The following is a 25537-nucleotide window of genomic DNA, read 5'->3' as shown; positions in this document are numbered from 1 at the left end:
CCGGTCCCACCCCGACTGACCCGGTCCGACGGCCGCCCGGACCGAGGGCCCGGACCGAGGGCAGCCCGGCGCGGAACCTGGCCGGGGTCCGCCGGAATCCGGGGCCGGGAAGGGCTACCGCTCCCGGCGTCGGGGCGTCCGGGTCAGGGCCGGTTGTCCAGGATGGACCGGAGATTGTCCGGAAGGAGCCGGTCACACTCCTCGCGGGACGCGGTGGTGAGCGAGTCCTCCTCGCAGGCGTAGTAGTCGCGGTAGACCAGCTCGACGGTGAAGGTCGCGGCGACCAGACAGAGCGCGAGGCCGGAGGTCACCAGACCGCTGATCGCCGCTGTCCGCTGCGCCTTGGCCGCCTGCGCCGGGCCCACCGCTACCGGCGGCCCGCCCGGAGTGGGCTGCCGCTCCCCCTCGGGCTCACCGTGCCGGTCGGTTCCGGCCACGTCCTCCGGCTCGGCGCCACGACGGCCGCGCCCGCCGCGCCGCTCCCGCTCCTCGCCGTCCTGCGGCTGCCTCCGGCCGCGCAGCGCGTTGATGCCCCAGTACAGCGAGAGCGCACCGAGCAGCAGCGCGATCTGCGGCAGGCTGAACAGCACGAAGAACAGCGCCCAGATGCCGGTGTGCAGGGAGTAGCGGGCGTGCCGCTGGAGCCGGTCTCGCGGGTCCCAGCGCATACCGCGCCCGCCGGAGCCGTTGCCGCGCCCGCCGTCGCCCTCGTCCTGTCCGTTGGAGGGGCGGCCGAAGCCGCCGCTGCCGCGACCAGGTTGGCGGCTGCTCCACTGGCTGCCCCAGCGCCCGCCGTTCTGCCCGGAGCCGGAGTCGCCGTCGGAACCGGAATCCTGGCCGGAGGAGCCGTCTCCCTCGCCGTTCGAGGAGTCCCCGGGATCGCGGGGCTGCCACGGTCGCTCCGGCCGCCCCTCCGGCGGAGGCGCGAAGGGGTTGTCCTCGCGGGGCTCGCGGGAGGAGCTGTCGGATGGGGCCGCACCGCGGCGTCGGTCGGTCATGTGGAGAGTGTCTTCCCCTTGTTGTTGCTTCGGCACATGCGGACACGTGGCTCCGACGCTACCTGGCGTGTGCGCCCCCGTCCCGTGGGGGCCCGAGTGTGTGCCGGTATCGTTGCCGACGGTCGGGGGCCGTCCAGAGTTCCCCGGGAACCCTCGTTCACCGGCTCGTTCGTCCGCATCCGTGTCCGCACCGACCGCGCAACCAAGTGCGAGAGGGAGCCCGCCGTGGCCGCGCAGCACCCCCGGCAGTCCAGCCCTCCGGCCCGGCTCGCCGTACTCGTCTCCGGTTCCGGAACCAACCTCCAGGCCCTGCTCGACGCCGTCGAGGCGCGCGGCGCCGAGGCGTACGGGGCGCGGGTCGTCGCGGTCGGCTCCGACCGGGAGGGCGTCGAGGGGCTGCGGCGGGCGGAGCGGGCCGGGATCCCCACGTTCGTCCGGCGGCTGCGGGACTATCCGGACCGCGCCGCCTGGGACCGGGCCCTCGCCGAGGCGACCGCGGCCCACGCGCCCGACCTGGTGGTCTCGGCGGGGTTCATGAAGGTCGTGGGGGCGGAGTTCCTGGCGCGCTTCGGCGGCCGGTTCGTGAACACCCACCCCGCGCTGCTGCCCAGTTTTCCCGGAGCCCACGGCGTGCGGGACGCGCTCGCGTACGGCGCCAAGGTCACCGGGTGCACCGTCCACTTCGTCGACGACGGCGTCGACACGGGACCGGTGATCGCGCAGAGCGCGGTCGACGTCCTGGAGGGGGACGACGAGTCCGCTCTGCACGAGCGGATCAAGGACGCCGAACGACGGCTCCTCGTCGACGTCGTGGGTCGCCTCGCGCGCGACGGCTACAGCATCGAGGGACGAAAGGTACGTCTGGGACATGAGCGAGCACGACATCAGTGAGAGCCCCGACCCGAGCGACCGGCGGCCGATCCGCCGCGCGCTGATCAGCGTCTACGACAAGCGGGGGCTGCCGGAGCTGGCCCGCGGCCTGCACGCGGCGGGCGTGCGGCTCGTCTCGACCGGCTCGACCGCCCGGCGGATCGCGGAGGCCGGGGTGCCGGTGACGCCGGTCGAGGAGGTGACCGGCTTCCCGGAGTGCCTGGACGGCCGCGTCAAGACCCTGCACCCCCGGGTACACGCGGGCATCCTCGCCGACCAGCGGATCGAGGACCACCGCGCGCAGCTCGCCGAGCTGGAGGTCGAACCGTTCGAGCTGGTCGTCGTCAACCTCTACCCGTTCCAGGAGACAGTCGCCTCCGGGGCAGCCCCCGACGAGTGCGTGGAGCAGATCGACATCGGCGGCCCCTCGATGGTCCGCGCCGCCGCGAAGAACCACCCCTCGGTCTCGGTGGTCGTCAACCCCGCCCGCTACGGGGACGTGCTCCAGGCCGTCGCGGACGGCGGCTTCGACCTCGCCACCCGCAAGCGGCTCGCCGCCGAGGCGTTCCAGCACACCGCCGCCTACGACGTGGCCGTCGCCGGATGGTTCGCGCACGGCTACGCGGCGGTCGACGACTCCGGGCTGCCGGACTTCGTCGGCGCCACCTTCGCCCGCACCGGGCTGCTGCGCTACGGCGAGAACCCGCACCAGCCCGCGGCGCTCTACTCCGACGGCAGCGGCGCCGGGCTCGCTGGCGCGGAACAGCTGCACGGCAAGGAGATGTCGTACAACAACTACGTCGACACGGAGGCGGCGCGGCGGGCCGCGTACGACCACGCCGACCCCTGCGTGGCGATCATCAAGCACACCAACCCCTGTGGAATCGCCGTCGGTTCGGACGTGGCCGAGGCGCACCGCAAGGCGCACGCCTGCGACCCGCTCTCCGCCTACGGCGGGGTCATCGCCGTCAACCGGACGGTCAGCCGGGAGTTGGCCGAACAGGTGGCGGAGATCTTCACCGAGGTCATCGTCGCCCCGGACTACGCGGAGGGCGCCGTGGAGGCGCTGTCCCGCAAGAAGAACATCCGGGTGCTGCGCTGCGCCGGGGCACCGGGCGCCACCGCGGAGTTCCGGCCCATCGAGGGCGGAACCCTCGTGCAGGTCGCCGACCGGCTCCAGGCGGAGGGCGACGACCCGGCCAACTGGCGCCTGGTGGCCGGGGATCCGCTCACCGGAGACGACCTCGCCGAGCTGGCCTTCGCCTGGCGGGCGAGCCGCGCGGTGAAGTCCAACGCGATCCTGCTGGCCAAGGACCGGGCCACCGTCGGCGTCGGCATGGGCCAGGTCAACCGGGTCGACTCCGCGCGGCTCGCGGTGAGCCGGGCCGGGGAGGAGCGGGCGGCGGGCTCCTTCGCCGCCTCCGACGCCTTCTTCCCCTTCCCGGACGGCCTGGAGGTCCTCACGGCCGCCGGGGTGCGAGCGGTCGCCCAGCCGGGCGGATCCGTCCGGGACGAGGCGGTGGTGGAGGCGGCGAAGGCCGCGGGCATCACCATGTACCTCACCGGCACCCGGCACTTCTTCCACTGAGCCGTTCCGCCACCGGTCCCACGGGCCCCGGCGCGCAGCCGGCCCCGTGGGACCACGGCACGCCAACCGCTCGCACGAACACGCCCCGCCCGTCGACGAACACGTCCCGCGTGACGAACAGGTCCCGCCCTGACGGGAGTTGGTGACTGTCCCGGGTCGGGGGGTGTTGGGGTCAGAGGGGGACGAGGGAGGGGTTGAGGACCTCCAGGTCGTCCTCGGTGACCAGCTCGAAGCGGAGGGCGAGGGCGGCGAGGGTCTCGGCCAGGCCCTGGCGTCCCCGGTCGTCCTCCGCGCCGCCGGGCGCGGGGCGCAGGCCGACCTTGACGGCGAGGTAGTCGAGGTTCCACTCGACTCCGGCGCGGGAGATGCCGGGCCAGAGCGGGCGGAGTCGGCGCACGACCTCCTTGACGCTGGGTGGCGGGGCGGTGGGGTGGTCGCGCAGTCGGGGTTCGCAGAGCGCGGCGAGCACCAGGAAGTACCGTTTGTCCCGGTCGAGGGGGAAGGCCGGGGTGGCGGCGGGGGCGACGCCCGCCGGTTCGGCGTCGTCCGGCCCCTCCAGGTAGTCGTGGCGGGGTGCCCACACGTCGAAGGTCAGCCGCTGGTTCGCGGCGGGCAGGACGACCCGGGAGAACTCGAAGGGCACCGGGGCGTCCGCCCGGCCCGGCGCGATCCGGACGTGTTCGCCGGGGCTCTCCGGGTTCTCCACCAGGTACGTCAGATCCCGGCTGAGGTTGGTGAGCGTCCAGAAGGCGCCGGTGGCGGTGATCAGCCCCGCCGAGCGGGGGATGGCACGGTGTCCGAGGGTGAGACTGCCGCCGCTGCCCCGGGTGAGCGGGGAGACGGCGGGCATCCGGCCGAACCCCAGGGTCTCCCCGGGCGCGAGCCGGAACTGCCCCTCCAGCGCACCGCCGCTCTCGGGCACCACGATGATGCTGTACATGGTCCGTCCTTCCCCCACGGATGCGGTTCAGCGTAGGGAATGGGCGGGCGTCGCCGCACGGTTTCCCCGCGCGTCACGTCGATCCGCCGCAGGGCTGTCACCGTCGCCGTACGCCTGTCACCGGTGCGCCACCGCTGTCACGGGAGTCGGACACTCCGTTTGGTGCCCGCTCGCGCCGCGCGCCCACGCGCCCCGGCGTGGCCCCGTCGCGCCGTCCCGGGGGCCTTCCGCCGCCCAGCGTGAGACCCGTTGGTGAGCGGTGCCGTCCATCCGGGAGGATGGACCCATGACGGCGCAGATTCTCGATGGCAAAGCAACAGCGGCCGCGATCAAGGCCCAGCTCACCGAACGGGTGGCGGCGCTCAGGGAGCGGGGCGTCACGCCCGGCCTGGGCACCCTGCTCGTCGGGGACGACGTGGGCAGCCAGAAGTACGTGGCGGGCAAGCACCGCGACAGCCAGCAGATCGGCGTCCACTCCATCCAGCGTGAACTGCCGGGCACGGCCACCCAGGAGGAGATCGAGGCCGTCGTCCGGGAGCTGAACGAGGACCCGGCCTGCACCGGGTACATCGTCCAGCTGCCGCTGCCGCGCGGTATCGACACCAACCGGGTGCTCCAGCTGATGGATCCGGCCAAGGACGCGGACGGACTGCACCCGATGAGCCTCGGGCGGCTGGTGCTGAACGAGCCCGCGCCGCTGCCCTGCACCCCGCAGGGGATCATCCGGCTGCTCCGGGAGCACGACGTGGAGATCGCCGGGGCGCACGTGGTGGTCGTCGGGCGCGGAGTGACCGTCGGCCGCTCGCTCCCGCTGCTGCTCACCCGGCGCAGCGAGAACGCCACCGTGACCCAGTGCCACACCGGCACCCGCGACCTGCCGGAACAGCTGCGGCAGGCGGACATCGTGGTGGTCGCGGCGGGCGTGCCGCACCTGGTCCGGCCGGAGCACGTGCGGCCGGGCGCCGCCGTGCTGGACGTCGGCGTGAGCCGGGACGAGAACGGCAAGATCGTCGGCGATGTGCACCCCGGGGTGCGCGAGGTCGCGGGCTGGGTGGCGCCCAACCCCGGCGGGGTGGGGCCGATGACCCGCGCTCAGCTGCTGGTCAACGTCGTCGAGGCGGCGGAGCGCGCGGCGGGCTGACCCGGCGGCCAGGCCCGTGCGGGCCGGTGTGACGGCCCACCCCCGGAGCTGGCGTGCTGGGGCTGGCGCCGGGTCCGTGCCGGCCGGGTGGCTCGACGGGCCGCGCCGGGGCGGCCGTTCGGACGCGGCGCTCCGCGTCCCGGCGGGCGGCCACGACATCCCGTGGTGCGCCCGGGGCGGCGGAACGGGGCCGGACCCGTCAGGGTGAACCGGTGCGGGGTGGCGGAACCGGGGCGGGACGCGCGGGCGTCGGCCCCGTCGGTGGAGCGGACATACGCGGACAGGCAAGGACGGGAGAGGGACTCGGCCGATGGCTGAAGAGAACGAGCGGGCGGCGGAGGCACCGTCCGGGGAGGAGCGGCCCGGGCAGGCGCCGTCCGGGGAAGCGCCGTCCGGGGAGGACGCCCCGCCCGTCGCCACGCGGACGAGGTCCCGCCGCTTCCCCGTGCTCACCCGGGGAACGTCCCGGCCGGAGGGCGGCGGCCGGGCGCTCGGCGGCGAGCACGCCGCCCCCTACCGGCAGTGGCCGCTGCTCGTGGTGTGCCTCGGGGCGCTGGCCGGACTGCTGGTCACCGTCGTCGAGTTCCGGGCGGGGATGCTGATCGTGGGGCTGTCGCTGCTGGCGGGCTGCGTGATGCGCTGGACGCTGCCCGCCGTCGGCATGCTCGCGGTGCGCTCGCGCTTCACCGACCTGCTCACCTACGGCGTACTGGGTTTCGCGATCGTGCTGCTGGCGATGATGGCCCAGCCGAACCCCTGGGTGTCCATCCCCTTCCTGGAGGACATCGTCCGCTTCCTCATCCGCTGAGGCCGCGCGGCCTCGGCCCCCGCCCCGCCCCCGCACCCGCTCCCCGGGTGTGGGGGCGGGGCGTGTACGGGGCGCGGGGCGGGTGGTGGTCCCGCGCGGTCAGCGCGGGGAACGGATGCCGTCGACGACGCGGGTCCAGCCGTCGCCGCCGTGTCCGTCCCCGATCGCGCGCCGGTAGTGCGCCTGTACGGCCCGGGGGAGCGTGGTGTCGAGGCCGAGGGACGTGCTGGTCTCGACGATGTGGTCGGCGGTCGCGCCCATCATGGTGACCGAGCTGAGGTCACCGGGGTGCTCTCCGGCGTCCATCGCGGCGCCCAGCTCCTCCTCGGCACCGCGCAGCATGTCGCCGATCGAGGCGACCAGGCCGAGCATCGCGGGCAGCGTCTCCACGGCCCGCACACCGGCGGTACCGAGCATCGCGGTGCCCTGCATCATCGCGGACAGGGTGCTGAGGAACACCGTGAGCTGGGCCTGGTACATCAGCTGGGCGAGGCCCGGGTCCTCGCCCAGGTACCTCGGCGTGCCCAGCGGGGTCAGCGCCGCCAGGTGGCGGTCCATCGTCGGGCCGGGGCCGCTGTAGTAGACGTGCGACGCCTCCGTGCCGACCATCGGCGCAGGGACCATGACGCCTCCGGTGAGGAAGGTGGCGCCGTGGCCCGCCGCCCAACCGGCCGCCTCGCGTGTGCGGTCGGGGGTGTCGGAGCTGAGGTTGACCAGCGTCCGTCCGGCGAGCGAGGCGGTCGCGTCGTCGAGGATCTCGTACATCGCGCGGTAGTCGGTGAGGCTCAGGATCACGAGGTCGCTCGCCTCAACCGCCTCGCCGGGCGTCGCCGCGCGCCGCGCCCCGTCGGCGACGACGCCGTCCGCCCGGCTGGCGGTGCGGTTCCAGACGGTGACCGGGTGGCCGGTGGTGAGCAGGGTGCGCGTCATCGCCTGGCCCATCGGGCCCAGCCCGATCACGGTGACGGCGGCCTTCTGGCTGTTCGGACTGGTCTGGCTGGTCTGGCTGTTCGGACTGGTCTGACTGGTGGGGTGGTGCTGTTCGGCGTTCACCCCCTCATGGTCAGAGAGCGTCACTACGCTCGGAAGTACCTACTTTTTTCTGCGGTACTCACCTTTTGGTAAGGGGGATCAGGATGGCCAGAACGCCCAGACGCGGGCCGTACGTCTGCGGTGTCGACGCCGCGATCGACGTCCTGAACGGCAAGTGGAAGTCGACGATCCTCTGGGAGCTGGACTCGCACGGCGTGCGGCGCTTCGCCGAGCTGCGCCGTGCCATGGCCGGGGTGAGCGAGAAGATGCTGACGCAGCACCTGCGGGAGCTGGAGGAGGACGGTCTCGTGCACCGCGAGGTCTACGCCGAGGTGCCGCCGCGGGTGGAGTACTCCCTGACGGAACACGGGCGCACGCTGAACCACGCGCTGGTGCCGCTCGGCCTCTGGGGGGACGAGCGGATGCTCCGGGAGCGCTCCGAGGTGATCGCGGTGGAGCCCGCGCGCGAGTAGGCGTTCGCCGGCCGCCGGACCGTCGCGGCGGTGGGGTGGGCGCGTCGCGGTGGCGGGGTTTCGGCGGCCGCCGGGGCTACGGTGGTTCGGGATCTTGTGGGACGTATCGGCGGAAAGCTTCTCCTTTCGGTGATTTCCAACGGTTTTCGCCGATCTCATCGGTTTCTGCCGTGTGCCCGCCGTGATCCCGCCGGTTACCGGAGCCACCGCCGCGCGAGAGGGACGTACACCCCATGGCCAAGATCAAGGTCGCCCGCCCGGTCGTCGAACTCGACGGCGACGAGATGACCCGTGTCATCTGGCGGCTCATCAAGGAGAAGCTGGTCCTGCCGCACCTCGACGTCGAGCTGCGCTCCTACGACCTCGGCATCGAGAACCGGGACGCCACCGACGACCAGGTCACCGTCGAGGCGGCGAAGGCCATCCGGGAGCACGGCGCGGGCGTCAAGTGCGCCACGATCACGCCGGACGAGGCGCGGGTCGAGGAGTTCGGGCTGCGCCGGATGTGGCGTTCCCCGAACGGCACGATCCGCGACCTCCTCGGCGGGGTGCTCTTCCGCGAGCCCATCGTGATCCGGAACGTGCCCCGGCTGGTGCCGCGCTGGACGGAACCGATCATCATCGGGCGGCACGCCTTCGGCGACCAGTACCGGGCCACCGACCTCCGGATCCCCGGGCCCGGCACGCTCACCATGAACTTCGTCCCCGAGGGTGGCGGCGACCCCGTCGAGCTGGAGGTGCACGACTTCCCCGGCCCCGGCGTGGCCCTGGGCATGTACAACCACGACGCGTCGATCCGCGACTTCGCGCGGGCCACCTTCCGCTACGGGCTCGCCCGGAACTACCCGGTCTACCTGTCCACCAAGAACACGATCCTCAAGGTCTACGACGGCCGGTTCAAGGAACTGTTCCAGGAGGTCTACGACACCGAGTTCGCCGAACGGTTCGAGGCGGCGAGGCTCACCTACGAGCACCGGCTGATCGACGACATGGTCGCGGCCGCGCTCAGGTGGCCCGGCGGCTACGTCTGGGCGTGCAAGAACTACGACGGCGACGTCCAGTCCGACGCCGTCGCCCAGGGCTTCGGCTCGCTCGGGCTGATGACCTCGGTGCTGATGACCCCGGACGGCGGCACGGTGGAGGCGGAGGCCGCGCACGGCACCGTCACCCGGCACTACCGGCGCCACCAGCAGGGGCTGCCGACCTCCACCAACCCCATCGCCTCGATCTTCGCCTGGTCCCGGGCCCTCGCCCACCGGGCCGAGCTGGACGGCACCCCGGACGTCGGGGAGTTCGCGCACACCCTGGAGCGGGTGTGCGTGGAGACGGTGGAGGGCGGCCGGATGACGCGGGACCTGGCGCTTCTCGTCGGCCCGGACACGCCCTACCTGACCACCGAGCAGTTCCTCGACGCGCTCGCCGCCGAGCTGACCCGTCGCCTCACGTCCTGAGCCGGGTCAGGTCCTGAGCCGGGTCAGGTCCTGAGCCGTGGCACGTGCGGAGTCGGGTCGCGTGCGGGAACCGCCGCACGTCCCGAGCCGGGGCACGTGCGGGAGCCGCGAAACGGTCCGAGTCGCGGCGCGTCCGGGCGGGCCGCCCCTCCCGCCGGGGGTTTCCAGCCCCGGAGCTGTCCGGTTCCCGTGGGATCCCGGCTCGCCCGTGGGGCGGGGGCGGCGGTCCGCCGGGCGGGCTCTCACGGGTTCGGGGGCGTGGGGCGGGGCGGGCGGATGGCCGTGTGGGGCGGGCGCGGGAGCCGGGTGGCGCGGTGGCCGGATCCCGGGCCCTCGCGCGGCTCCGTGGCCGGATCGTGGCTTTCCGTGCCGGGAATTTCATGGCGTTACGGCCGGGTATGCCCGGCGGGCATCGATCGTACGGCCGAACAGATCACAGTCGGGGGCCGGGGGACGGACGGTGCACGAGTGGCAAACTGGGGGCGGCGCAGTGCCAAGGGGGGCGTGCGCAGGTGTGGCAATCTCGCACGAATTGCCCCCGTGCGCCCCCGAACTCGGAACTGACATCCTGGCTTTCTGCATCCCCCTGGACAGCCAGTGCGTCGTCCGCAGGGCGTGCGGCACGGGGGGAGTCGGGACATTCGGGGGACAAGGGGGAGGCAATGCCTCGTTGGAAGGCGCTACCGGAGGAACTGGATCCGCAGATCCACGAGTTCGCGAGCCAGCTGCGCGGACTCGTGGACCGCAGCGGGCTGAGTATCGCCACGGTCGCGGACCGCACGGGCTACAGCAAGTCCTCGTGGGAGCGGTACCTCAACGGCAGGCTGCTGCCACCCCGGGGCGAGGCACGGGCGCTGGCCGAGGTCACCGGCACGGACGTACGGCACCTCGCCACCATGTGGGAGCTGGCCGAACGGGCCTGGAGCCGCAGCGAGATGCGGCACGACGTCACGATGGAGGCCATCCAGGTCGCGCAGGCGCGGGCCGCGCTCGGTGAGATCACGGACGAGCCCGCCAAGGGCCGTCGCCGCGGCCGCGGCAAGGACCGGAGCGCCACGGCCCGGCCCGTGGCAGAGGGGCCCGTCGCGCCGCCCGCCGCCCAGCCGCCCGCCGCCGCGGGCCGTCCGGCGGCCTCGGGGTCGCCCGCCGCCTCGGCTTCCACGGGGTCCCCGGCCGCCGCGCCCGCGGAGTCGACCGTCCCCGCTCAGCGCGGGCCGGGCGCCCGTCCGGAACCAGCCACCGAGGCCCCCACCACCGCCGTGCCGTCCGTCGGCGCCGGGACGCCCGGGCCGTCGGGGCGGCCGTCCCCCACCGGTGGCCCGGCGCGGAACACGCCCGCCGGGGACGGCTGGCCGGAGATGGACGACCGGACGACGGTGCTGCGCCGCAGCGCCATCCTCGGCCACGGCCCCGGCGGCGCCCCGACGGGCACCCCGCCCGGCGGTGGCGCTACCACCCAGCTGCACTGGGGCACCGGAACCACCCAGGAGCCGGGGGCCCGGTCCGCCTCCGCCTCCGCCTCCGCCTCCGCGCCCACGGCCTCGCCCGCCCCGGCGACCGCGCCGCTGCCGAAGGTCCCGGGTTCCGGGGCGGACGGCCCGCAGCGCGACGTCGCGTCCTGGGGCCGGGAGCGCGCCCGGCGCGAGGCGGCGGGCACGGAGGCGCGGAGCGCTGGCGGACCCTCGTCCGGCGGGTCCCCCTCGGGGCGGCCCCCGGCCGGAAGCGAGGCGCTCACCACGGCCCAGCCCTCGGTGAGCGGCGTCCGCCCCGCGTCCGGGGGGAGCGGCGCGGGGGTGCCGGGCCCGCCCGCCGGTGCCGAGCCGCCCGGTCCGCCCGCCCCGGAGATACCCGGCTCCGCTTCCCGGGGTTCCGGGAAGCGGAGGGTCACGATGTTCCTCGTCGGCGCGGTGGGCGCGCTCGTCCTGATCGCGGGGGCCGTGTTCGCCTTCGACCGGATGGGCTCCGAGAAGGAGGCGGCGCCCGCCAAGCCCTCGCCGACGGCGAAGGACCCCGACCTGCCGAAGGGGGTCAAGTGCCAGGGCGCGGACTGCTCGGGCAAGGACCCCGAGGACATGGGCTGCGGCGGGCAGTACGCGAAGACCTCGACCTCCGGCTGGGTCGGGCAGAGCTATGTCGAGGTGCGCTACAGCAAGGTCTGCCGAGCGGCGTGGGCCCGCATCCAGAGCGCCGTCAAGGGCGACAAGCTGGTGATCACGTCCGGCGAGCAGTCCGAGACCGACACCGTGGGCACCACCAACGACGCGTACACCGCGATGGTCTCGGTCACCCGGGGCAAGCAGGCCCGGGCCTGCGCGACGCTCGCCGCGGGCGGCAAGGGCTGCACCAAGTAGGCCGCGTGGGCCCGGGAGGCCCCGCGGGCCGGTTGGCCCCCGTGGGACGCGCGTGCCGTGCGGGCCGGACGTATCGCGTGGGCCGGACGCCTCGCGGGGGCTGAGCGCGTGCGGGCTGAGCGCCGTCTTCCGGGCGGTGTCTCCCGGGCGCCCCCGGGGCGTGGTGGCCCGGGGCGGGGGCGCTCGCGCCCCTCGCCCGCCGGACGCGGGGCTCCGGCGGACCGGCCGCCGGTTCCACCCCGCCCGGCGCCTCCGCACACCCGTCCGGCCCGGCCGTGCGCGTCCGGTGGCCGGTCGGCCGGTAGCGGCCGCCGGGGAGTTCCGCGCGCCGCCCGGCCGTCCGTCCGGCGCTGGCCACCGTCCTCCTCGGCCCCTCCGCCTTCCGGTCCGCCTTCCGGTGGCCGTTCCCGGCGGGTCGTTATCCGTACGGGGGACATCCGCGTGGTTTCCGGTGCGCGCACCATCCGGGCGGGGGAGTCGGGGAATGCGGCGGCCGGAAACGGGCAGATCCCTGGTGGCCCTTCGGGGTGCAGGCCGTCGGCGGCAGCCGTCCGGTTTCCCCTCCTTGACGGACGGCTGCCCCTCAGACGGTCCGGTGCCACGCGGTGGCGGGTCGCCAACCCGCCTCCGACACCCGGCGACCGGCCCGCCCGGCACGGGCGGGCGGTGGCTCCGGCCGCCCCCCCCGCGCACGTCCCCCGGACCCCCGGAACCCCCCCGGGGAGTGGAGCTTCTCGGGCCCGTGTAGCGACCCACGGGACGCTCCCCTCGGCCCTCCCGTGGCTGGGTGGGTCACCGGCGGCTGCGCGGGCCCGTACCGGTCAGCTCGCCGCCTCGCTCGCGGGGCGGAGCGCGCGCCGGGGGCGAGGGCCGATACCTCGCGCGGGGGGCCGTCGGATAGCCTGCCCTGGGTCTCTTGATGTAGAGAGACCCGCCGCCAGGCCGGGGCCGAGCCAGGACGCCCGCGGGGTCGGTGCCCGCAGCGGCCGTTCCCCGGGACTCCCGGCCACCGTCCCGGAGGGCGCTCCGGGGCCGAACGCCCCGGGGGCACCTCGGGGTTGACGCTCCGGGGAACCCGGTCCCTCGCGCCTCGGCTCGGGGATACCTCAACGACGTCAGGTACTACGGAGATCGCCATGACCCGCACCCCCGTCAATGTCACCGTCACCGGAGCCGCCGGCCAGATCGGTTACGCGCTGCTCTTCCGTATCGCCTCCGGCCAGCTGCTCGGTGCCGATGTGCCGGTGAACCTCCGGCTGCTGGAGATCACCCCGGCGCTCAAGGCGGCCGAGGGCACCGCCATGGAGCTGGACGACTGCGCCTTCCCGCTGCTCAACGACATCAGGATCACCGACGACCCGAACACCGCCTTCGACGGCTGCAACGTGGCCCTGCTGGTCGGTGCCCGGCCGCGGACGAAGGGCATGGAGCGCGGTGACCTGCTGGAGGCGAACGGCGGGATCTTCAAGCCGCAGGGCCGGGCGATCAACGACCACGCCGCCGACGACGTCAAGGTGCTGGTGGTCGGCAACCCGGCCAACACCAACGCGCTGATCGCGCAGGCCGCGGCGCCGGACGTCCCGGCCGCGCGCTTCACCGCGATGACCCGCCTCGACCACAACCGCGCGCTGACCCAGCTGGCGAAGAAGACCGGCAGCCGGGTCGCGGACATCGAGCGGCTGACGATCTGGGGCAACCACTCGGCGACCCAGTACCCGGACATCTTCCACGCCACCATCGCGGGGAAGAGCGCCGCTGAGGCCGTGAACGACGAGAAGTGGCTGGCGGAGGAGTTCATCCCGACCGTCGCCAAGCGCGGCGCGGCGATCATCGAGGCGCGTGGCGCCTCTTCCGCCGCCTCCGCCGCGAACGCCGCTATCGACCACGTCCACACCTGGGTCAACGGCACCGCCGAGGGTGACTGGACCTCCATGGGCATCCCGTCCGACGGTTCCTACGGGGTTCCCGAGGGCCTGATCTCCTCGTTCCCGGTCACCACCGAGGGCGGTCAGTACCGGATCGTGCAGGGGCTGGAGATCAACGAGTTCTCCCGGCCGCGGATCGACGCCTCCGTCCAGGAGCTGGCCGAGGAGCGCGACGCGGTGCGGGGCCTGGGCCTGCTCTGATCCCGGGGCATCCCCGCGTCCGCGCGTCCGCCCCGCCCGGAACCCTCCGGGCGGGGCGGACGCGCGTGCGGGGGGCCTGACCGCCGTGCGGGGCGGACGGGCGCCGGGGAGTTCCGGAGCCCCCAACCCGTCGCGCGTACCGTCTGGTCGGCCCCGGCGCGGGACGCCGCGAGGTGGCCCGGAGGTGTGGCCTTGGAGCGATGCCGGTCGAACGAGGGGCGGTACATTCGTGGCTATGGGGACACCGGGGGAACAGCCGCACGCACAGCAGCCGAATCCGTACGTGAACGACCCACCGCAGGGGCCGCCGCGGGCCGCTGGGCCACCGGGGGCGCTACCGGGGCAGCAGGCCGGGCCGCCGCCGCCGAACGCGCGGGAGACCCGGGGGTTCGGCCCCCCTCAGGCGGGGGAGCAGGGGCAGCAGGTTTCGGCCAACCCGTATCAGGCTCCGGTGCCCCCCGCGGTGCCGGGCTCCAGCCAACAGACCGCCTTCCAGGGTGGGTTGGGACAGCCGGGAGCAGGGCAGGGCGGGTTCGCGCCACCCGGATTCGCTGGCGCGGGGGCCGGGGCCGCCGTGCCCGGTGGGGCGCGCGGCCCGGCCGGTTACGGCGGGACGCCCCCGAAGCGCGGCTGGGGCTGGCTCTGGGGCGGCGTCGCGGGAGCGGTGTTCACGGCCCTGGTCGGTGGCACCACGCTGGTGGCCACCGGGAACTGGGGCGGCCCGAAGTCCGCGGAGCCCGACTTCGCCGGCAACAACTTCCACAGCGACCTGTGCGCGATCACCGAACTGGACGCGCTGAAGAGGGACCACACCGTCCGGGAGTCCAGCGGTTCCCCCGACGGCTCCGCCTCCGAGCGGAACACGCTGGACCAGAGCCACTGCACCAAGTCGCTGTCGAAGAGCGACTCCAGCGGCTCGGGCACGGTCTCGGTCAGCGTGGAGTGGCACAAGAAGCAGGAACCGCTCATCGAGTTCGAGGACCGGCAGCGGGCCTTCAGCGACCGGGAGAGCGGTTCGGACGGGTACCGGGTCACCGGGCTGGAGGACGTCGGGCACGACGCCTTTCTCATCACCCGGCTGGGCGACGGCGGCTCGTCGGACAGCTTCAGCACCGCGACGCTCGCGGTACGGGAGGGCTGGGTGACGGTCGAGATGCGCTGGACCTGGCTGACGGGAGGGAGCGGAAGCTCCTCCTCGGCCACGCCCGACCGCCAGCAGGTGTCCGACTGGCTGGAGGAGGACACCAAGGGCCTCCTGCGCGGACTGAAGGAGGCGCCGGGCTCCGGGAGTTCGGAGGACTCGGAGTCCGAGGAGCCGGAGGGTCCCGACGGGGACGCGCCGGACGACGGTTCGGACCCCGGTGACGGGCCGGAGCCCCCGTCGTCCGGCGGCAGCGGCGGGCTCGACCAGGCGCGCTCGCCGGACCGCCGCGCGGCGGTCGGCACCGTCCACCCCGGGTAACCCGGCGCCGCGCCTCCGGTACCGGGCCCTGGTCAGGGGCGGTGTGTGGTGGGGATGGTGACGGCGGTGGTGGGCGCCCGGCCGTCGGCGGGGTCCGTGGTGGGGACGGTGCCGGTGTCTCCCGGGGTGCGGCCGAGGGGGTGCCGCCCGGTGGCGTGGACCCGCTCGGTGGGCGGTTCGCCGGGCTCCCCGCCCTCCTCGGAGGGTTTCCCGAGGTGCTCGTTCAGCTCCTCGGGCGGGATGGTCCGGGAGCGGTCCGGGGCCTGGGGGCGCACCGGTTCGTCGAAGGCGCTGAGCCGCAGCTCGCTGCGGCTCTCCTCGCCTCCGGAACCCGGACCACGCTGGCCTCCGGAGTCCGCCTCCTCCCGCACCACCCGCAGCGGGTAGGGCTTCCCCTCGGCCGCGACGACCATCTCGACCCGGGCTCCGCTCTCCGTCCGGCGGACGGTCACCGTCGGTTCGCCCCGGTAGTCGGTCCGTTCGCCGAGCTTCCAGCCCGGGGCGCGCGGGGCGTCCCGCCCCGACTGGTCCCCGGCGCCGGTGCCGCCGCGCAGCGCGTCCAGATCGCAGGTGCCGGTGATGCCCTGGAGCGCGGAGTCCTGGGCGGAGCCGCGGATATAGCGGCCCGCGAAGCGTTCGGCGGCTTCGGCTCCCCGCGCGCCGCCGAGGTCCTTCTTCCAGAACGCCGCGTCGGGCTTGAGCCACACCGCGTCGCCGCGCTTGACGATGTCCAGGCGCCCCTTGCCGCGCAGCGCGACGGAGCCCGCGCAGTCGCCCCCCTCGTCCACGGACATCCGTAGGTCGTAGGCGGGTGCGGTGATGCGCAGCCGGACGGAGGAGAGCGACTCCATCTGCTCCTGCGCCCGGTCGGCTACCTCGTGCGCGGGCACCCCGTCGAGCGTGGCGCCGGAGGGCCGCTCCCGGTCGCCCTCGGCGGCCCGACTCCCCTTCTCCCAGGGGGTTTTCGGGAATCCGGGCGTCCCGGTGCCGAAGCGTTCGGCGGCGCTTTCCCGGCCGTCGGCTGATCCCGCTTTCTCCGCCTTTCCCGATGTCCCGGACCTCCGGGGGTTATCCGCGCTTCCCGCGGTTTTTCTCTCCGGCGAGCGGTCCGCGAACCCCGTGAATCCGGTGCTTTTCGCGTTCTCGGTTCCGGTGTCCGTCACCGGGGTTGTCCTGCTGCCGGTTCCGGCGGTCGTTTCGGTGTCCATCCGGTGGCGTGCCGCGTGGTCCGTGTGCCCGTCAACGAGCCTTCCCGCGACATTAGTTCCACGGCCCGGGGCATCAGCGGTGCCGGGGGAGCCGGGGTGTGGGGTGCCCTCTTTCCGGGGGCCCGCGCTGTTCCGGTCGTCGTCCTCGGTGAGGTGCGCGGTGGGGAAGGCGAGCGCGGCCGGGGTCGCCGGGACCAGCAGGAGCGCGCTGAGCGTCGCGGTGAGGACCGTCGCGGTCCGGTGCCGGGCCGCGCGGGGGCTTCGGGGTGTCCGCGATGCCCCCGGTGTCCGGCTCCGGTGGCTGGTGTTCGCGGTGGGATGGCTCTCTGGCATGGCTCGATACCTCCGGTCGCCCCGTATCCCCCCACCGAACGGTCACGCGGTCGGACGCGCGGCGGGCGCCCGGCGGAGGCGGGAGCCCCCGGCCCCCTCTCCCCTCCGCCCTGTCTGCTCCGGCCCCGTGCGGGCCGAACGCCACGGGGGCGCCGCCGGGAGGGAACGCGGGTCAGGGGTGGGGTCGGTGCCGGGTCGCGCGGCCGTGCCGGTCGGTCGTGTCCGGGCCGTGGCTCGGGTGTCGGGCGGCCCGGCGGGCGCCGTCGGCTGTCGCGTCCCCGATATCGCCACGCGAGGCGGCGATATCGGCTATACCGCGTTAACCGTAGATATCGGGCGCGGGGTCCGCATGTCGATCAGCGTCGGCCGTGCGTACGCGGGGGTCCACGGCGTCCGCCGGTGGTCCGGGAGTGGTCGATTTCCGGTCAGTCGAATCCGGCCAGCGGGGCACGTCCGCCCGCCGGTGGCCGGACGCGGTCACCGGGGTGCCCCAAGGCGGGGCGGGTCCCCTCCGGGTGATCCGGGGGTGAGCCGGTGATCCGGTTGGGAGGGTTCCGGTGGTGTCCCTGAGCTGGTCGTCGGGTGGGTTCTGGCTGGTCGGGGGCGGTTCCCGGGGTCGTGGCCGCGTGGGCCGGGCGGGGCCCGGGGTGGGTGCTGAGGCTGTGCGCTGCACGGCTGTCGTGACGCCCGGAACGTGGTGTACGTTCCGCGCGATCCGGGCACCGTTCGTCGCCCGCCGTGACGATCTTCGGCGGCCCGCTCTTTTTCTGCCGCGCCCTTGCCTCTACGCTGTCGCGCAGTTACGCAAGCCGGACAACTCTGCCCGGTTTATACATTTTCTGCACTGGTCATCAGTGTTCGCCTTTTGCCGTACGTTTCGCAGTGATCTGTTGCGTCTGGGTAAGTGAGGAAGGCCACTTATTTTCGTTCGGCCGACATGGGAACCGATCGGCGGGGCAGGGGTCTTCTTTGCCGTGCGTCCGGTTGAAGTCGTAAACCACGTTCGGGGCGGCGCACAGGCACGGCATTGGGGGGTGCCCGAACGCGGAACTGAGCGGTAGGAAGGCAGAGCGAGACGGTGTCCGTCAACGAGAGCAACTACATAGACGGTGTGTGGCGTCCGGCCGCGGCCGGAGGAACGCGCGAGGTCCTCGACCCCGCTGACGCCAGCACGCTCGCCGTCGTCGCGGAGAGCGACGCGGCGGACACCGACGCGGCGATCGACGCCGCCCGGCGCGCCTTCGACGCCGGGGACTGGCCCGCCACCCCCGTCGCGGAGCGCGCCGAGGTGCTGCGCCGCGTCGCGGGACTGCTCCAGCGCGACCGCGAGGAGATCGCGCTGACCGAGTCCCGGGACACCGGCAAGACGCTGGAGGAGGGCCGGGTCGACGTCGACGACGTCACCGCCGCCTTCCGGTACTTCGCCGACCTGGTGGTCAACGAGACCGGCCGGGTGGTCGACGCGGGCAGCGCCGAGGTGCACAGCGTCGTCACGCACGAGCCGGTGGGCGTCTGCGCGATGATCACCCCGTGGAACTACCCGCTGCTCCAGGCCAGTTGGAAGGTGGCCCCGGCGCTCGCCGCGGGTGACACCCTGGTGCTCAAGCCGAGCGAGGTGACCCCGCTCTCCACGATTCACCTCTTCCGGCTGCTCGCCGAGGCCGGAGTCCCCGCCGGGGTGGCGAACCTGGTGACCGGAGCCGGTGACCCGGTGGGCGCCCGGATGTCCGAGCACCCCGACGTGGACCTCGTCTCCTTCACCGGCGGCCTGCCCAGCGGCGTCAAGGTGGCCCAGGCCGCCGTCCCGACCGTAAAGAAACTCGCGCTCGAACTCGGCGGCAAGAACCCCAACGTGGTCTTCGCGGACGCCTGCGCGACCGAGGAGGGCTTCGACACCGCCGTCGACCAGGCGCTGAACGCCGCCTTCATCCACAGCGGCCAGGTCTGCTCGGCCGGTGCCCGGCTTATCGTCGAGGAGTCCGTGCGGGACCGCTTCGTCGCCGAACTGGTGGCGCGCGCCCAGCGGATCCGGCTCGGCCGCGGCACCGAGGAGGGCGTGGAGTGCGGCCCGCTCGTCTCCCGCCAGCAGCTGGAGAAGACCGAGGCGTACGTGGCCGGGGCGCTGGCCGAGGGCGCCACGCTGCGCTGCGGCGGAGCCCGCCCCGAGCCCTCCGAGAAGCGCCCGGCCAGCGGCTACTTCTACCTTCCGACGGTGCTGGACCACTGCACCCGTGAGATGACCGTGATCCGCGAGGAGACCTTCGGCCCGATCCTGACGGTGGAGACCTTCCGTACCGAGGACGAGGCCGTGGCGCTGGCCAACGACACCGAGTACGGGCTGGCGGGCGCCGTCTTCTCCCGAGACACCGCACGGGCCCGGCGGGTCGCCGGACGCCTCCGGCACGGCACCGTCTGGATCAACGACTTCCACCCCTACCTGCCGCAGGCCGAGTGGGGCGGATTCGGCAAGTCCGGCATCGGTCGCGAACTCGGCCCGCACGGACTGGCCGAGTACCGCGAGACCAAGCACGTCTACGAGAACCTGCGGCCCGCCCCGGTCCGCTGGTTCGGCGGCTGACGCGGCACTGAGCACGGCGACCGCCGCCGGCCACACGAGGCCGGGCGGCGGTCGCCACCGTGGCGGGCACACCCCGGCCCGCCACCACCCGGAGTGACGGCCCGCCCCTACCCGGGGGCCGGGCCCCGCCCCGGGACCGGCCGGGCCCCCACCCGGCAACCCGAGCACGCGCGGTGAGGCGCGTGGATCCTCAAGGAGCAACCCCCCTATGTCCAGCTACGACTACGTCATCGTCGGTGGCGGAACGGCGGGCTCGGTGATCGCCTCACGGCTCACCGAGGACCCCGACGTCCGTGTCGCCCTCATCGAGGGTGGCCCCTCCGACATCGACCGGCCCGAGGTGCTGACCCTGCGCCGCTGGCTCGGTCTCCTCGGTGGCGAGCTCGACTACGAGTACCCGACCACCGAACAGCCGCGCGGCAACTCCCACATCCTGCACAGCCGCGCCAAGGTGCTCGGTGGCTGCTCGTCGCACAACACGCTGATCTCCTTCAAGCCGCTGCCCTCCGACTGGGACGAGTGGGAGAGCAACGGCGCGGCGGGCTGGGGCGCCGCCGCGATGGAGCCGTACTTCGGCAAGCTCCGCAACAACGTGGTGCGGGTCGCGAAGAAGGACCAGAACGCCATCGCCAGCGACTGGATCGAGGCCACCAGGGAGGCCCTGGGCGTCCCCGAGGTGGTCGGCTTCAACGACCGGCCGTTCGAGGAGGGCGTCGGTTTCTTCGACCTCGCCTATCACCCGGAGGACAACAAGCGCTCCTCCGCCTCCGTCGCCTACCTCCACCCGCATATGGAGGCCGGTGACCGCCCCAACCTGGACATTCTGCTGGAGACCTGGGCGTTCCGGCTGGAACTGGACGGTACCCGCGCCACCGGCGTGCACGTGCGCGGGACGGACGGCGTCGAGCGGCTGATACGCGCCGACCGGGAGGTGCTGGTCTGCGCCGGTGCGGTGGACACCCCCCGGCTGCTGCTGCACTCCGGGATCGGCCCCGCCACGGACCTGGAGGCGCTGGGCATCCCGGTGGTGGCGGACCTGCCGGGCGTCGGCGAGAACCTGCTGGACCACCCGGAGTCGGTGGTCGTCTGGGAGACCCACGGGCCGCTGCCCGGCAACTCAGCGATGGACTCGGACGCCGGGCTGTTCGTGAAGCGTGACCCCGAACACCAGGGCCCCGACCTGATGTTCCACTTCTACCAGATCCCGTTCACCGACCACCCCGAGCGACTGGGCTACGAACGGCCCGAGCACGGAGTGTCGATGACGCCGAACATCCCCAAGTCCCGGGCGCGCGGGCGGCTGTACCTCACCTCGGCCGACCCGGAGGTCAAACCCGCCCTGGACTTCCGCTACTTCGAGGACGAGGACGACTACGACGGCCGCACCCTCGTGGACGGCGTCAAGCTCGCCCGCCGCGTCGCGGAGGCCCAGCCCTTCGCGTCCTGGCTCAAGCGCGAGGTCTTCCCCGGCCCGGAGGTGACCGATGACGCCGAGATCAGCGAGCTGGTGCGGAAGGCCGCCAACACCGTCTACCACCCGGCGGGCACCTGCCGGATGGGCGCGAAGGACGACGAACTCGCCGTTGTCGACCCTGAGTTGAAGATCCGTGGCCTCCAGGGCATCCGGATCGCCGATGCCTCTGTCTTCCCGACCATGCCCGCCGTCAACCCGATGATCGGAGTCCTGATGACCGGTGAGAAGGCGGTCGATCTCATCCGGAACGATGCCGCCACGACACCGGGAGGTGTTGCCTGATGTCCGATACCGACAGCCGCGCAGCCGACGGGGGCGCGCCCGTCTTCTCCGTCCGTGAGCTGTGGAAGGTCTTCGGCCCGAAGGCCGACCGCGTCCCGGCCAACGAGGAGCTGCGCGGACTGACCGGACCCGAGCTGACCGAGCGCACCGGCTGCACCGCGGCCGTCCGGGACGTCTCCTTCGACGTGCACCGGGGCGAGGTCTTCGTGGTCATGGGCCTCTCCGGCTCCGGCAAGTCGACCCTGGTGCGCTGCCTCACCCGGCTCATCGAACCCACCCACGGCACCGTGGCGTTCGACGGCGACGACGTGCGCGCCATGGACAAGGACGCGCTCCGCCAGCTCCGGCGCCACCGCGCCTCGATGGTGTTCCAGAACTTCGGGCTGCTGCCGCACCGCACGGTGACCGACAACGTCGCCTACGGCCTGGAGATCCAGGGCATGGACAAGGCCGGACGCCGCGCCCGCGCCGCCGAGATGGTGGAGAAGGTCGGCCTCGCCGGACTCGGCGACCGCCGCCCCGGGCAGCTCTCCGGCGGGCAGCAGCAGCGCGTCGGCCTCGCCCGCGCCCTCGCCGTCGACCCCGAGGTCCTCCTGTTCGACGAACCGTTCAGCGCCCTCGACCCGCTGATCCGCCGCGACATGCAGGAGGAGGTCATCCGGCTCCACCACGAGGAGGGCCGGACGATGATCTTCATCACGCACGACCTCAGCGAGGCCCTGCGGCTCGGCGATCGCATCGCGCTGATGCGCGGCGGCGAGATCGTCCAGCTCGGCACCCCCGAGGAGATCGTCGCCAACCCGGCCGACGACTACGTCCGCGACTTCGTGCGCGACGTGCCCCGGCAGGACGTGATCTCGGTGCGCCGCGCGATGCGCCCCGCCACCGGCGCGGAGGCCGAGACCGGCCCCGCGCTCGCCCCCGGCACCCTGGTCTCCGAGGCCATCGAGGCCGTGGCGCGCAGCGGCGAGCACTGCCGCGTCGTGGACGACGGCCGCACCCTGGGCGTCGTCGACCACGCCCAGCTGCTCGGCGTCGTCGCGGGAGTCACCCGGGACACCGCCGCGACCGGCCGGGACGAGGAGGTGGCCGGCGTATGAGCGCCTCCCACACCAGCGCCGCCCGGTCGGTCAGCGACCGGGCCACCGACCGGGGGAGGACCGCGTGAGTACCTCCACCGCGCCGCCCACCGGCGGCAAGAGCGACAAGAACGGCAAGGGCGGCCAGCGCCCCGCCAAGGGTGAGCACCGGTCCACGCCGGGCCGCGGCTCCGAGGCCGACGGCTCCCCGGCGCCCGGCACGCTCTCCCGGATGGCCGGGAACCCCCGGGCGCTGCTGCTGACCGCGGCCGTGCTGCTCGTCGTCGTCAGCGCCAGCCTCACCGACAGCGCCGGATGGCCCAGCGCGCTCACCTTCGACATCGAGACGCCGCTGACCGACCTGGACAACTGGCTGGTCGACAACCGCGAGACCAGCCCACTGTTCCTCTACTTCCTGCTGCACATCAGCAACTTCGCGGACAGCTCCTACGACTCCATCCTGGAACTGCTGGAGTCCATGGGCTGGATCGGCGTCACCCTGGTCGGCACGCTCACCGCCTGGGCGGCCGGAGGCTCCGACCTCTCCCGCCGCGCGCTGCGCACCGCCGCCACCGCGCTCGGCGTGTTCGTCGCCTGCGGCGTGCTCGACATGTGGGAACCCACGATGGAGACGCTGGCGCTGATGGCCGTCGCCGTCCTGTGCGCCGCCGCCGTCGGCCTGCTGCTCGGCCTCGCCTCCGGGCTCTCCGACCGCTGCGAGCGGATCCTGCGGCCGGTGTTCGACACCATGCAGGTCATGCCGGCGTTCGCCTACCTGCTGCCGCTGGTGCTGATGTTCGGCATCGGCGTCCCCTCGGCGCTGATCGCGACCGTCATCTACGCCGCACCGCCGATGGCCCGCCTCACCTCGCTCGGGCTGCGCGGCGCCGACCCGGCCGCGCTGGAGGCGTCCACCTCGCTCGGCTCCAGCGCCTGGCAGCGGCTGTGGACCGCGCGGGTGCCGCTCGCGCGGAAGCAGATGATGCTCGGCCTCAACCAGACGATCATGATGTGCCTGTCGATGGTCGTGCTCGCCTCGCTCATCGGCTCCGGCGGCCTCGGCGACGAGATCTACCAGTCGCTCGGCAGCCTCGACATCGGCACCGCCCTCACCGCGGGCATCGCGGTCGTCCTCGTCGCCGTGCTGCTCGACCGCACGACGGCGGCGGCCGGGGAGCGGCTGGACGACTCCGTCGCGGCGGGCACCTCGCGGATGCTGGCCCGGGTGCGGCTCGGCGTCTGGGGCCTGGTGGTGGCCCTGTTCGCGCTGTTCGCCGCCGTCGGCACGGCGATCGGGGAGAGGTTCTGGCCCACGGCCTGGACGGTGGACATCACCGACTCGCTCCAGAGCGCCGTCGACTGGTGCACCGACCACCTCGGCTCCGGCATCCCCGTGCTGGGTGGCACCGTGACCTGGGCACAGGGCTTCACCGAGCACGTGCTCAACCCGCTGCGGGACGGGCTGACCGCCACCCCGTGGTGGGCGCTGGCGCTGCTGGCCGCCGTCATCGGCTGGCTGGTCGGCACCTGGCGGGCGGCGCTCACCGCCCTCGTCTCGCTGGGCCTGGCCGGATCGATGGGCCTCTGGGCCAAGTCGATGGACACGCTCTCCCAGGTCCTCGCGGCGCTGGTGCTCACCGTGCTCGTCGGCCTGCTCGTCGGCGTCCTGTCGGCGCGAGTGGACCGCGCCGAGCGGATCCTCCGCCCGGTGCTCGACACCATGCAGACCATGCCGCAGTTCGTCTACCTGATCCCGGTCATCGCGCTGGTCGGCCTCGGACGCACCGCGGGCATCATCGCCGCGGTCATCTACGCCTCACCGGCCGTCATCCGGATCACCGCGCAGGCGCTGCGCCACGTGGACCCGGCGGCGATGGAGGCGTCCCGCTCGCTGGGCGCCACCGGACGGCAGCAGCTGTTCCAGGTGCAACTCCCGCTCGCCCGCAAGGCGTTGCTGGTCGGCGTCAACCAGGGCGTCGTGCTGGTGCTGTCGATGGTCGTCATCGCCGGTCTGATCGGCGGCGGTTCGCTCGGCTACGACGTGGTGCAGGGCCTGTCCAAGGGCAACCTCGCGCAGGGCCTGCCCTCCGGCATCGCCATCGTCTGCCTGGGCATCCTGCTCGACCGGCTGACCCAGCCCGCGCACCGGCGCGCCCGGACCTGACCCGGAGCCCACGGCGGACCCCACCCGGGCCCGCCGTGGGCCCGCCGAAGACCGCCCCCGTCGCCCGCACCCCCCGGTGATCCCGGGCGACGGGGACACCCCCACACCCCCCGCGCGGGCGGAGCCCATCCGCCCGCCACCCGAGAAGAGAAGACGAAGTCACATGATTCTCACCCGTACCCACAAGATCGCCTTCGCCGGCGTCGGCATCGTCGGCGCCCTCTCCCTGACCGCCTGTGGCGCCGCGGACACCTCCGCCGGTGGCAGCGACAAGGTCGTGCTGGCCGAGCCGTCCTGGGTGGGCGCCACGGCCAACGCCGCGGTCGTGAAGAAGCTCATGGAGGACGAGCTCGACGTCAAGGTCGAGGCCAAGCAGATGGACGAGCCGGTCGCCTTCGACGCGCTGAACAGCGGCAAGGCGGACGCCATCCTGGAGGACTGGCACGGCGTCCCCAAGAAGGAGAAGAAGTACGTCGACGAGAAGAAGACCGTCGTCTCCGGCGGTGACCTCGGCGTCGTCGGCCACATCGGCTGGTTCGTGCCGAAGTACTACGCGGACAAGAACCCCGAGGTCACGGACGTCAAGAACCTCAACAAGTTCGCCGACGACTTCAAGACCCCGGAGAGCGGCGGCAAGGGCCACTTCATGGGCGCCGCCCCGTCGTACTCGCAGCACGACAAGGGCCTGATCAAGAACCACAAGCTGAACTTCAAGCACGTGCCGACCGGCACCGAGGCCGCGCACCTGAAGGAGATCCAGCGGCTGTACAAGGCCAAGAAGCCGTTCCTCACCTACTGGTGGGAGCCGCAGTGGATGAACAACGAGATCGACATGGTCGAGGTCAAGCTGCCGAAGCACACCCCGGGCTGTGAGGTCCCGGAGGAGAAGGCGACCTGCGGCTACGAGACCAACCAGCTGGAGAAGTTCCTCAACCGCGAGTTCGCCGAGGGCGGCAGCGACGCGGCGAAGTTCCTGAAGAAGTTCAAGTGGACGACCAACGACCAGAACGAGGTCGCCAAGATGATCGCCGGTGAGGGCATGAAGCCCGAGCAGGCCGCCGAGAAGTGGATCAAGGCGAACAAGTCCACCTGGGAGAAGTGGATCCCGAAGAAGTGACACCGGGCCGCGCTGGCCGAACCCCGCCCGACCGGGCGGGAGTCGGGGCCACGCGGCCAGCT

At 73.4% G+C, this 25537-nt stretch carries 18 protein-coding genes; 14 read left to right on the top strand and 4 right to left on the bottom strand.

Annotated features, from left to right (window positions below):
* Nucleotides 1-143: 143 nt before the first annotated feature.
* Nucleotides 144-998, bottom strand: a complete 855-nt coding sequence (locus E0L36_RS26315) for a hypothetical protein (RefSeq protein WP_180931840.1) — start codon at nt 996-998, stop codon at nt 144-146.
* Nucleotides 999-1223: 225 nt separating this feature from the next.
* Between E0L36_RS26315 and purN the strand changes: the two genes are divergently transcribed.
* Together purN and purH are read left to right on the top strand one after the other, a co-directional pair.
* On the top strand, nt 1224-1889 hold the full coding sequence (purN, locus tag E0L36_RS26310; RefSeq protein WP_180931839.1) for a phosphoribosylglycinamide formyltransferase: 666 nt from the start codon (nt 1224-1226) through the stop codon (nt 1887-1889).
* The gene (purH, locus tag E0L36_RS26305) at nt 1867-3456 is read left to right on the top strand and encodes a bifunctional phosphoribosylaminoimidazolecarboxamide formyltransferase/IMP cyclohydrolase (protein WP_180931838.1); all 1590 of its coding nucleotides are present in this window, start codon (nt 1867-1869) and stop codon (nt 3454-3456) included. The genes purN and purH overlap by 23 nt, the downstream gene beginning before the upstream one ends.
* A gap of 172 nt (nt 3457-3628) precedes the next feature.
* On the opposite strand, the gene E0L36_RS26300 is transcribed toward purH, so the two are convergent.
* Nucleotides 3629-4396: an FHA domain-containing protein gene (locus E0L36_RS26300; protein ID WP_180931837.1), complete on the bottom strand. Its 768-nt coding sequence runs from the start codon at nt 4394-4396 to the stop codon at nt 3629-3631.
* Between the two features lie 286 nt (nt 4397-4682).
* Between E0L36_RS26300 and E0L36_RS26295 the strand changes: the two genes are divergently transcribed.
* Both E0L36_RS26295 and E0L36_RS26290 read left to right on the top strand, forming a co-directional pair.
* A complete protein-coding gene (locus tag E0L36_RS26295) occupies nt 4683-5537 on the top strand; it encodes a bifunctional methylenetetrahydrofolate dehydrogenase/methenyltetrahydrofolate cyclohydrolase (RefSeq protein WP_180931836.1) in 855 nt (284 codons plus the stop codon).
* A gap of 310 nt (nt 5538-5847) precedes the next feature.
* A complete protein-coding gene (locus tag E0L36_RS26290; RefSeq protein ID WP_180931835.1) occupies nt 5848-6345 on the top strand; it encodes a DUF3017 domain-containing protein in 498 nt (165 codons plus the stop codon).
* 99 nt (nt 6346-6444) lie between these two features.
* On the opposite strand, the gene E0L36_RS26285 is transcribed toward E0L36_RS26290, so the two are convergent.
* On the bottom strand, nt 6445-7305 hold the full coding sequence (locus E0L36_RS26285; RefSeq protein WP_374705599.1) for an NAD(P)-dependent oxidoreductase: 861 nt from the start codon (nt 7303-7305) through the stop codon (nt 6445-6447).
* Between the two features lie 176 nt (nt 7306-7481).
* Between E0L36_RS26285 and E0L36_RS26280 the strand changes: the two genes are divergently transcribed.
* The 5 genes from E0L36_RS26280 to E0L36_RS26260 all read left to right on the top strand — a co-directional run bounded on the left by E0L36_RS26280 (nt 7482) and on the right by E0L36_RS26260 (nt 15240).
* Nucleotides 7482-7850 (top strand): helix-turn-helix domain-containing protein, encoded by a 369-nt coding sequence (locus E0L36_RS26280; protein ID WP_180931833.1) that lies wholly within the window; start codon nt 7482-7484, stop codon nt 7848-7850.
* A 233-nt stretch (nt 7851-8083) separates the two neighbouring features.
* Nucleotides 8084-9301, top strand: a complete 1218-nt coding sequence (locus tag E0L36_RS26275) for an NADP-dependent isocitrate dehydrogenase (protein WP_180931832.1) — start codon at nt 8084-8086, stop codon at nt 9299-9301.
* 662 nt (nt 9302-9963) lie between these two features.
* Nucleotides 9964-11652: an XRE family transcriptional regulator gene (locus E0L36_RS26270; protein WP_180931831.1), complete on the top strand. Its 1689-nt coding sequence runs from the start codon at nt 9964-9966 to the stop codon at nt 11650-11652.
* 1136 nt (nt 11653-12788) lie between these two features.
* On the top strand, nt 12789-13778 hold the full coding sequence (locus E0L36_RS26265; protein WP_180931830.1) for a malate dehydrogenase: 990 nt from the start codon (nt 12789-12791) through the stop codon (nt 13776-13778).
* A 451-nt stretch (nt 13779-14229) separates the two neighbouring features.
* Nucleotides 14230-15240, top strand: coding sequence for a hypothetical protein (locus E0L36_RS26260; RefSeq protein ID WP_180931829.1), 1011 nt, complete (start codon nt 14230-14232; stop codon nt 15238-15240).
* Nucleotides 15241-15272: 32 nt separating this feature from the next.
* On the opposite strand, the gene E0L36_RS26255 is transcribed toward E0L36_RS26260, so the two are convergent.
* Nucleotides 15273-16781 carry a hypothetical protein gene (locus E0L36_RS26255; RefSeq protein ID WP_180931828.1) on the bottom strand — a complete coding sequence of 503 codons (1509 nt, stop codon included), beginning with the start codon at nt 16779-16781 and terminating at the stop codon, nt 15273-15275.
* Between the two features lie 1078 nt (nt 16782-17859).
* Between E0L36_RS26255 and E0L36_RS26250 the strand changes: the two genes are divergently transcribed.
* The 5 genes from E0L36_RS26250 to E0L36_RS26230 all read left to right on the top strand — a co-directional run bounded on the left by E0L36_RS26250 (nt 17860) and on the right by E0L36_RS26230 (nt 25475).
* Complete coding sequence (locus E0L36_RS26250; RefSeq protein ID WP_180931827.1) at nt 17860-19359, top strand: aldehyde dehydrogenase family protein; 1500 nt, start codon at nt 17860-17862, stop codon at nt 19357-19359.
* Nucleotides 19360-19567: 208 nt separating this feature from the next.
* Nucleotides 19568-21115 carry a GMC family oxidoreductase gene (locus E0L36_RS26245; RefSeq protein ID WP_180931826.1) on the top strand — a complete coding sequence of 516 codons (1548 nt, stop codon included), beginning with the start codon at nt 19568-19570 and terminating at the stop codon, nt 21113-21115.
* Nucleotides 21115-22215 carry a glycine betaine/L-proline ABC transporter ATP-binding protein gene (locus E0L36_RS26240; RefSeq protein ID WP_180931825.1) on the top strand — a complete coding sequence of 367 codons (1101 nt, stop codon included), beginning with the start codon at nt 21115-21117 and terminating at the stop codon, nt 22213-22215. The genes E0L36_RS26245 and E0L36_RS26240 overlap by 1 nt, the downstream gene beginning before the upstream one ends.
* Nucleotides 22216-22426: 211 nt before the next feature.
* Complete coding sequence (locus tag E0L36_RS26235) at nt 22427-24358, top strand: proline/glycine betaine ABC transporter permease (RefSeq protein ID WP_180931857.1); 1932 nt, start codon at nt 22427-22429, stop codon at nt 24356-24358.
* A gap of 163 nt (nt 24359-24521) precedes the next feature.
* Nucleotides 24522-25475, top strand: a complete 954-nt coding sequence (locus E0L36_RS26230) for a glycine betaine ABC transporter substrate-binding protein (RefSeq protein ID WP_180931824.1) — start codon at nt 24522-24524, stop codon at nt 25473-25475.
* Nucleotides 25476-25537 lie beyond the last annotated feature (62 nt).

It is taken from the genome of Streptomyces sp. AJS327, from assembly GCF_013450295.1.
In the GTDB taxonomy this organism is placed as follows: Bacteria; Actinomycetota; Actinomycetes; order Streptomycetales; family Streptomycetaceae; genus Streptomyces.
The sequence above is the reverse complement of the archived record's forward strand: the minus strand, read 5'-3'. Positions and strand labels throughout refer to the sequence as shown.

What these genes read in the sequence shown, in the direction of transcription:
- E0L36_RS26315 (WP_180931840.1), bottom strand. Translation starts at nt 998, where the DNA reads ATGACCGACCGACGCCGCGGTGCGGCCCCATCCGACAGCTCCTCCCGC.
- purH (WP_180931838.1), top strand. Translation starts at nt 1,867, where the DNA reads ATGAGCGAGCACGACATCAGTGAGAGCCCCGACCCGAGCGACCGGCGG.
- E0L36_RS26300 (WP_180931837.1), bottom strand. Translation starts at nt 4,396, where the DNA reads ATGTACAGCATCATCGTGGTGCCCGAGAGCGGCGGTGCGCTGGAGGGG.
- E0L36_RS26295 (WP_180931836.1), top strand. Translation starts at nt 4,683, where the DNA reads ATGACGGCGCAGATTCTCGATGGCAAAGCAACAGCGGCCGCGATCAAG.
- E0L36_RS26290 (WP_180931835.1), top strand. Translation starts at nt 5,848, where the DNA reads ATGGCTGAAGAGAACGAGCGGGCGGCGGAGGCACCGTCCGGGGAGGAG.
- E0L36_RS26280 (WP_180931833.1), top strand. Translation starts at nt 7,482, where the DNA reads ATGGCCAGAACGCCCAGACGCGGGCCGTACGTCTGCGGTGTCGACGCC.
- E0L36_RS26275 (WP_180931832.1), top strand. Translation starts at nt 8,084, where the DNA reads ATGGCCAAGATCAAGGTCGCCCGCCCGGTCGTCGAACTCGACGGCGAC.
- E0L36_RS26270 (WP_180931831.1), top strand. Translation starts at nt 9,964, where the DNA reads ATGCCTCGTTGGAAGGCGCTACCGGAGGAACTGGATCCGCAGATCCAC.
- E0L36_RS26265 (WP_180931830.1), top strand. Translation starts at nt 12,789, where the DNA reads ATGACCCGCACCCCCGTCAATGTCACCGTCACCGGAGCCGCCGGCCAG.
- E0L36_RS26255 (WP_180931828.1), bottom strand. Translation starts at nt 16,781, where the DNA reads ATGCCAGAGAGCCATCCCACCGCGAACACCAGCCACCGGAGCCGGACA.
- E0L36_RS26245 (WP_180931826.1), top strand. Translation starts at nt 19,568, where the DNA reads ATGTCCAGCTACGACTACGTCATCGTCGGTGGCGGAACGGCGGGCTCG.
- E0L36_RS26240 (WP_180931825.1), top strand. Translation starts at nt 21,115, where the DNA reads ATGTCCGATACCGACAGCCGCGCAGCCGACGGGGGCGCGCCCGTCTTC.
- E0L36_RS26235 (WP_180931857.1), top strand. Translation starts at nt 22,427, where the DNA reads ATGGCCGGGAACCCCCGGGCGCTGCTGCTGACCGCGGCCGTGCTGCTC.
- E0L36_RS26230 (WP_180931824.1), top strand. Translation starts at nt 24,522, where the DNA reads ATGATTCTCACCCGTACCCACAAGATCGCCTTCGCCGGCGTCGGCATC.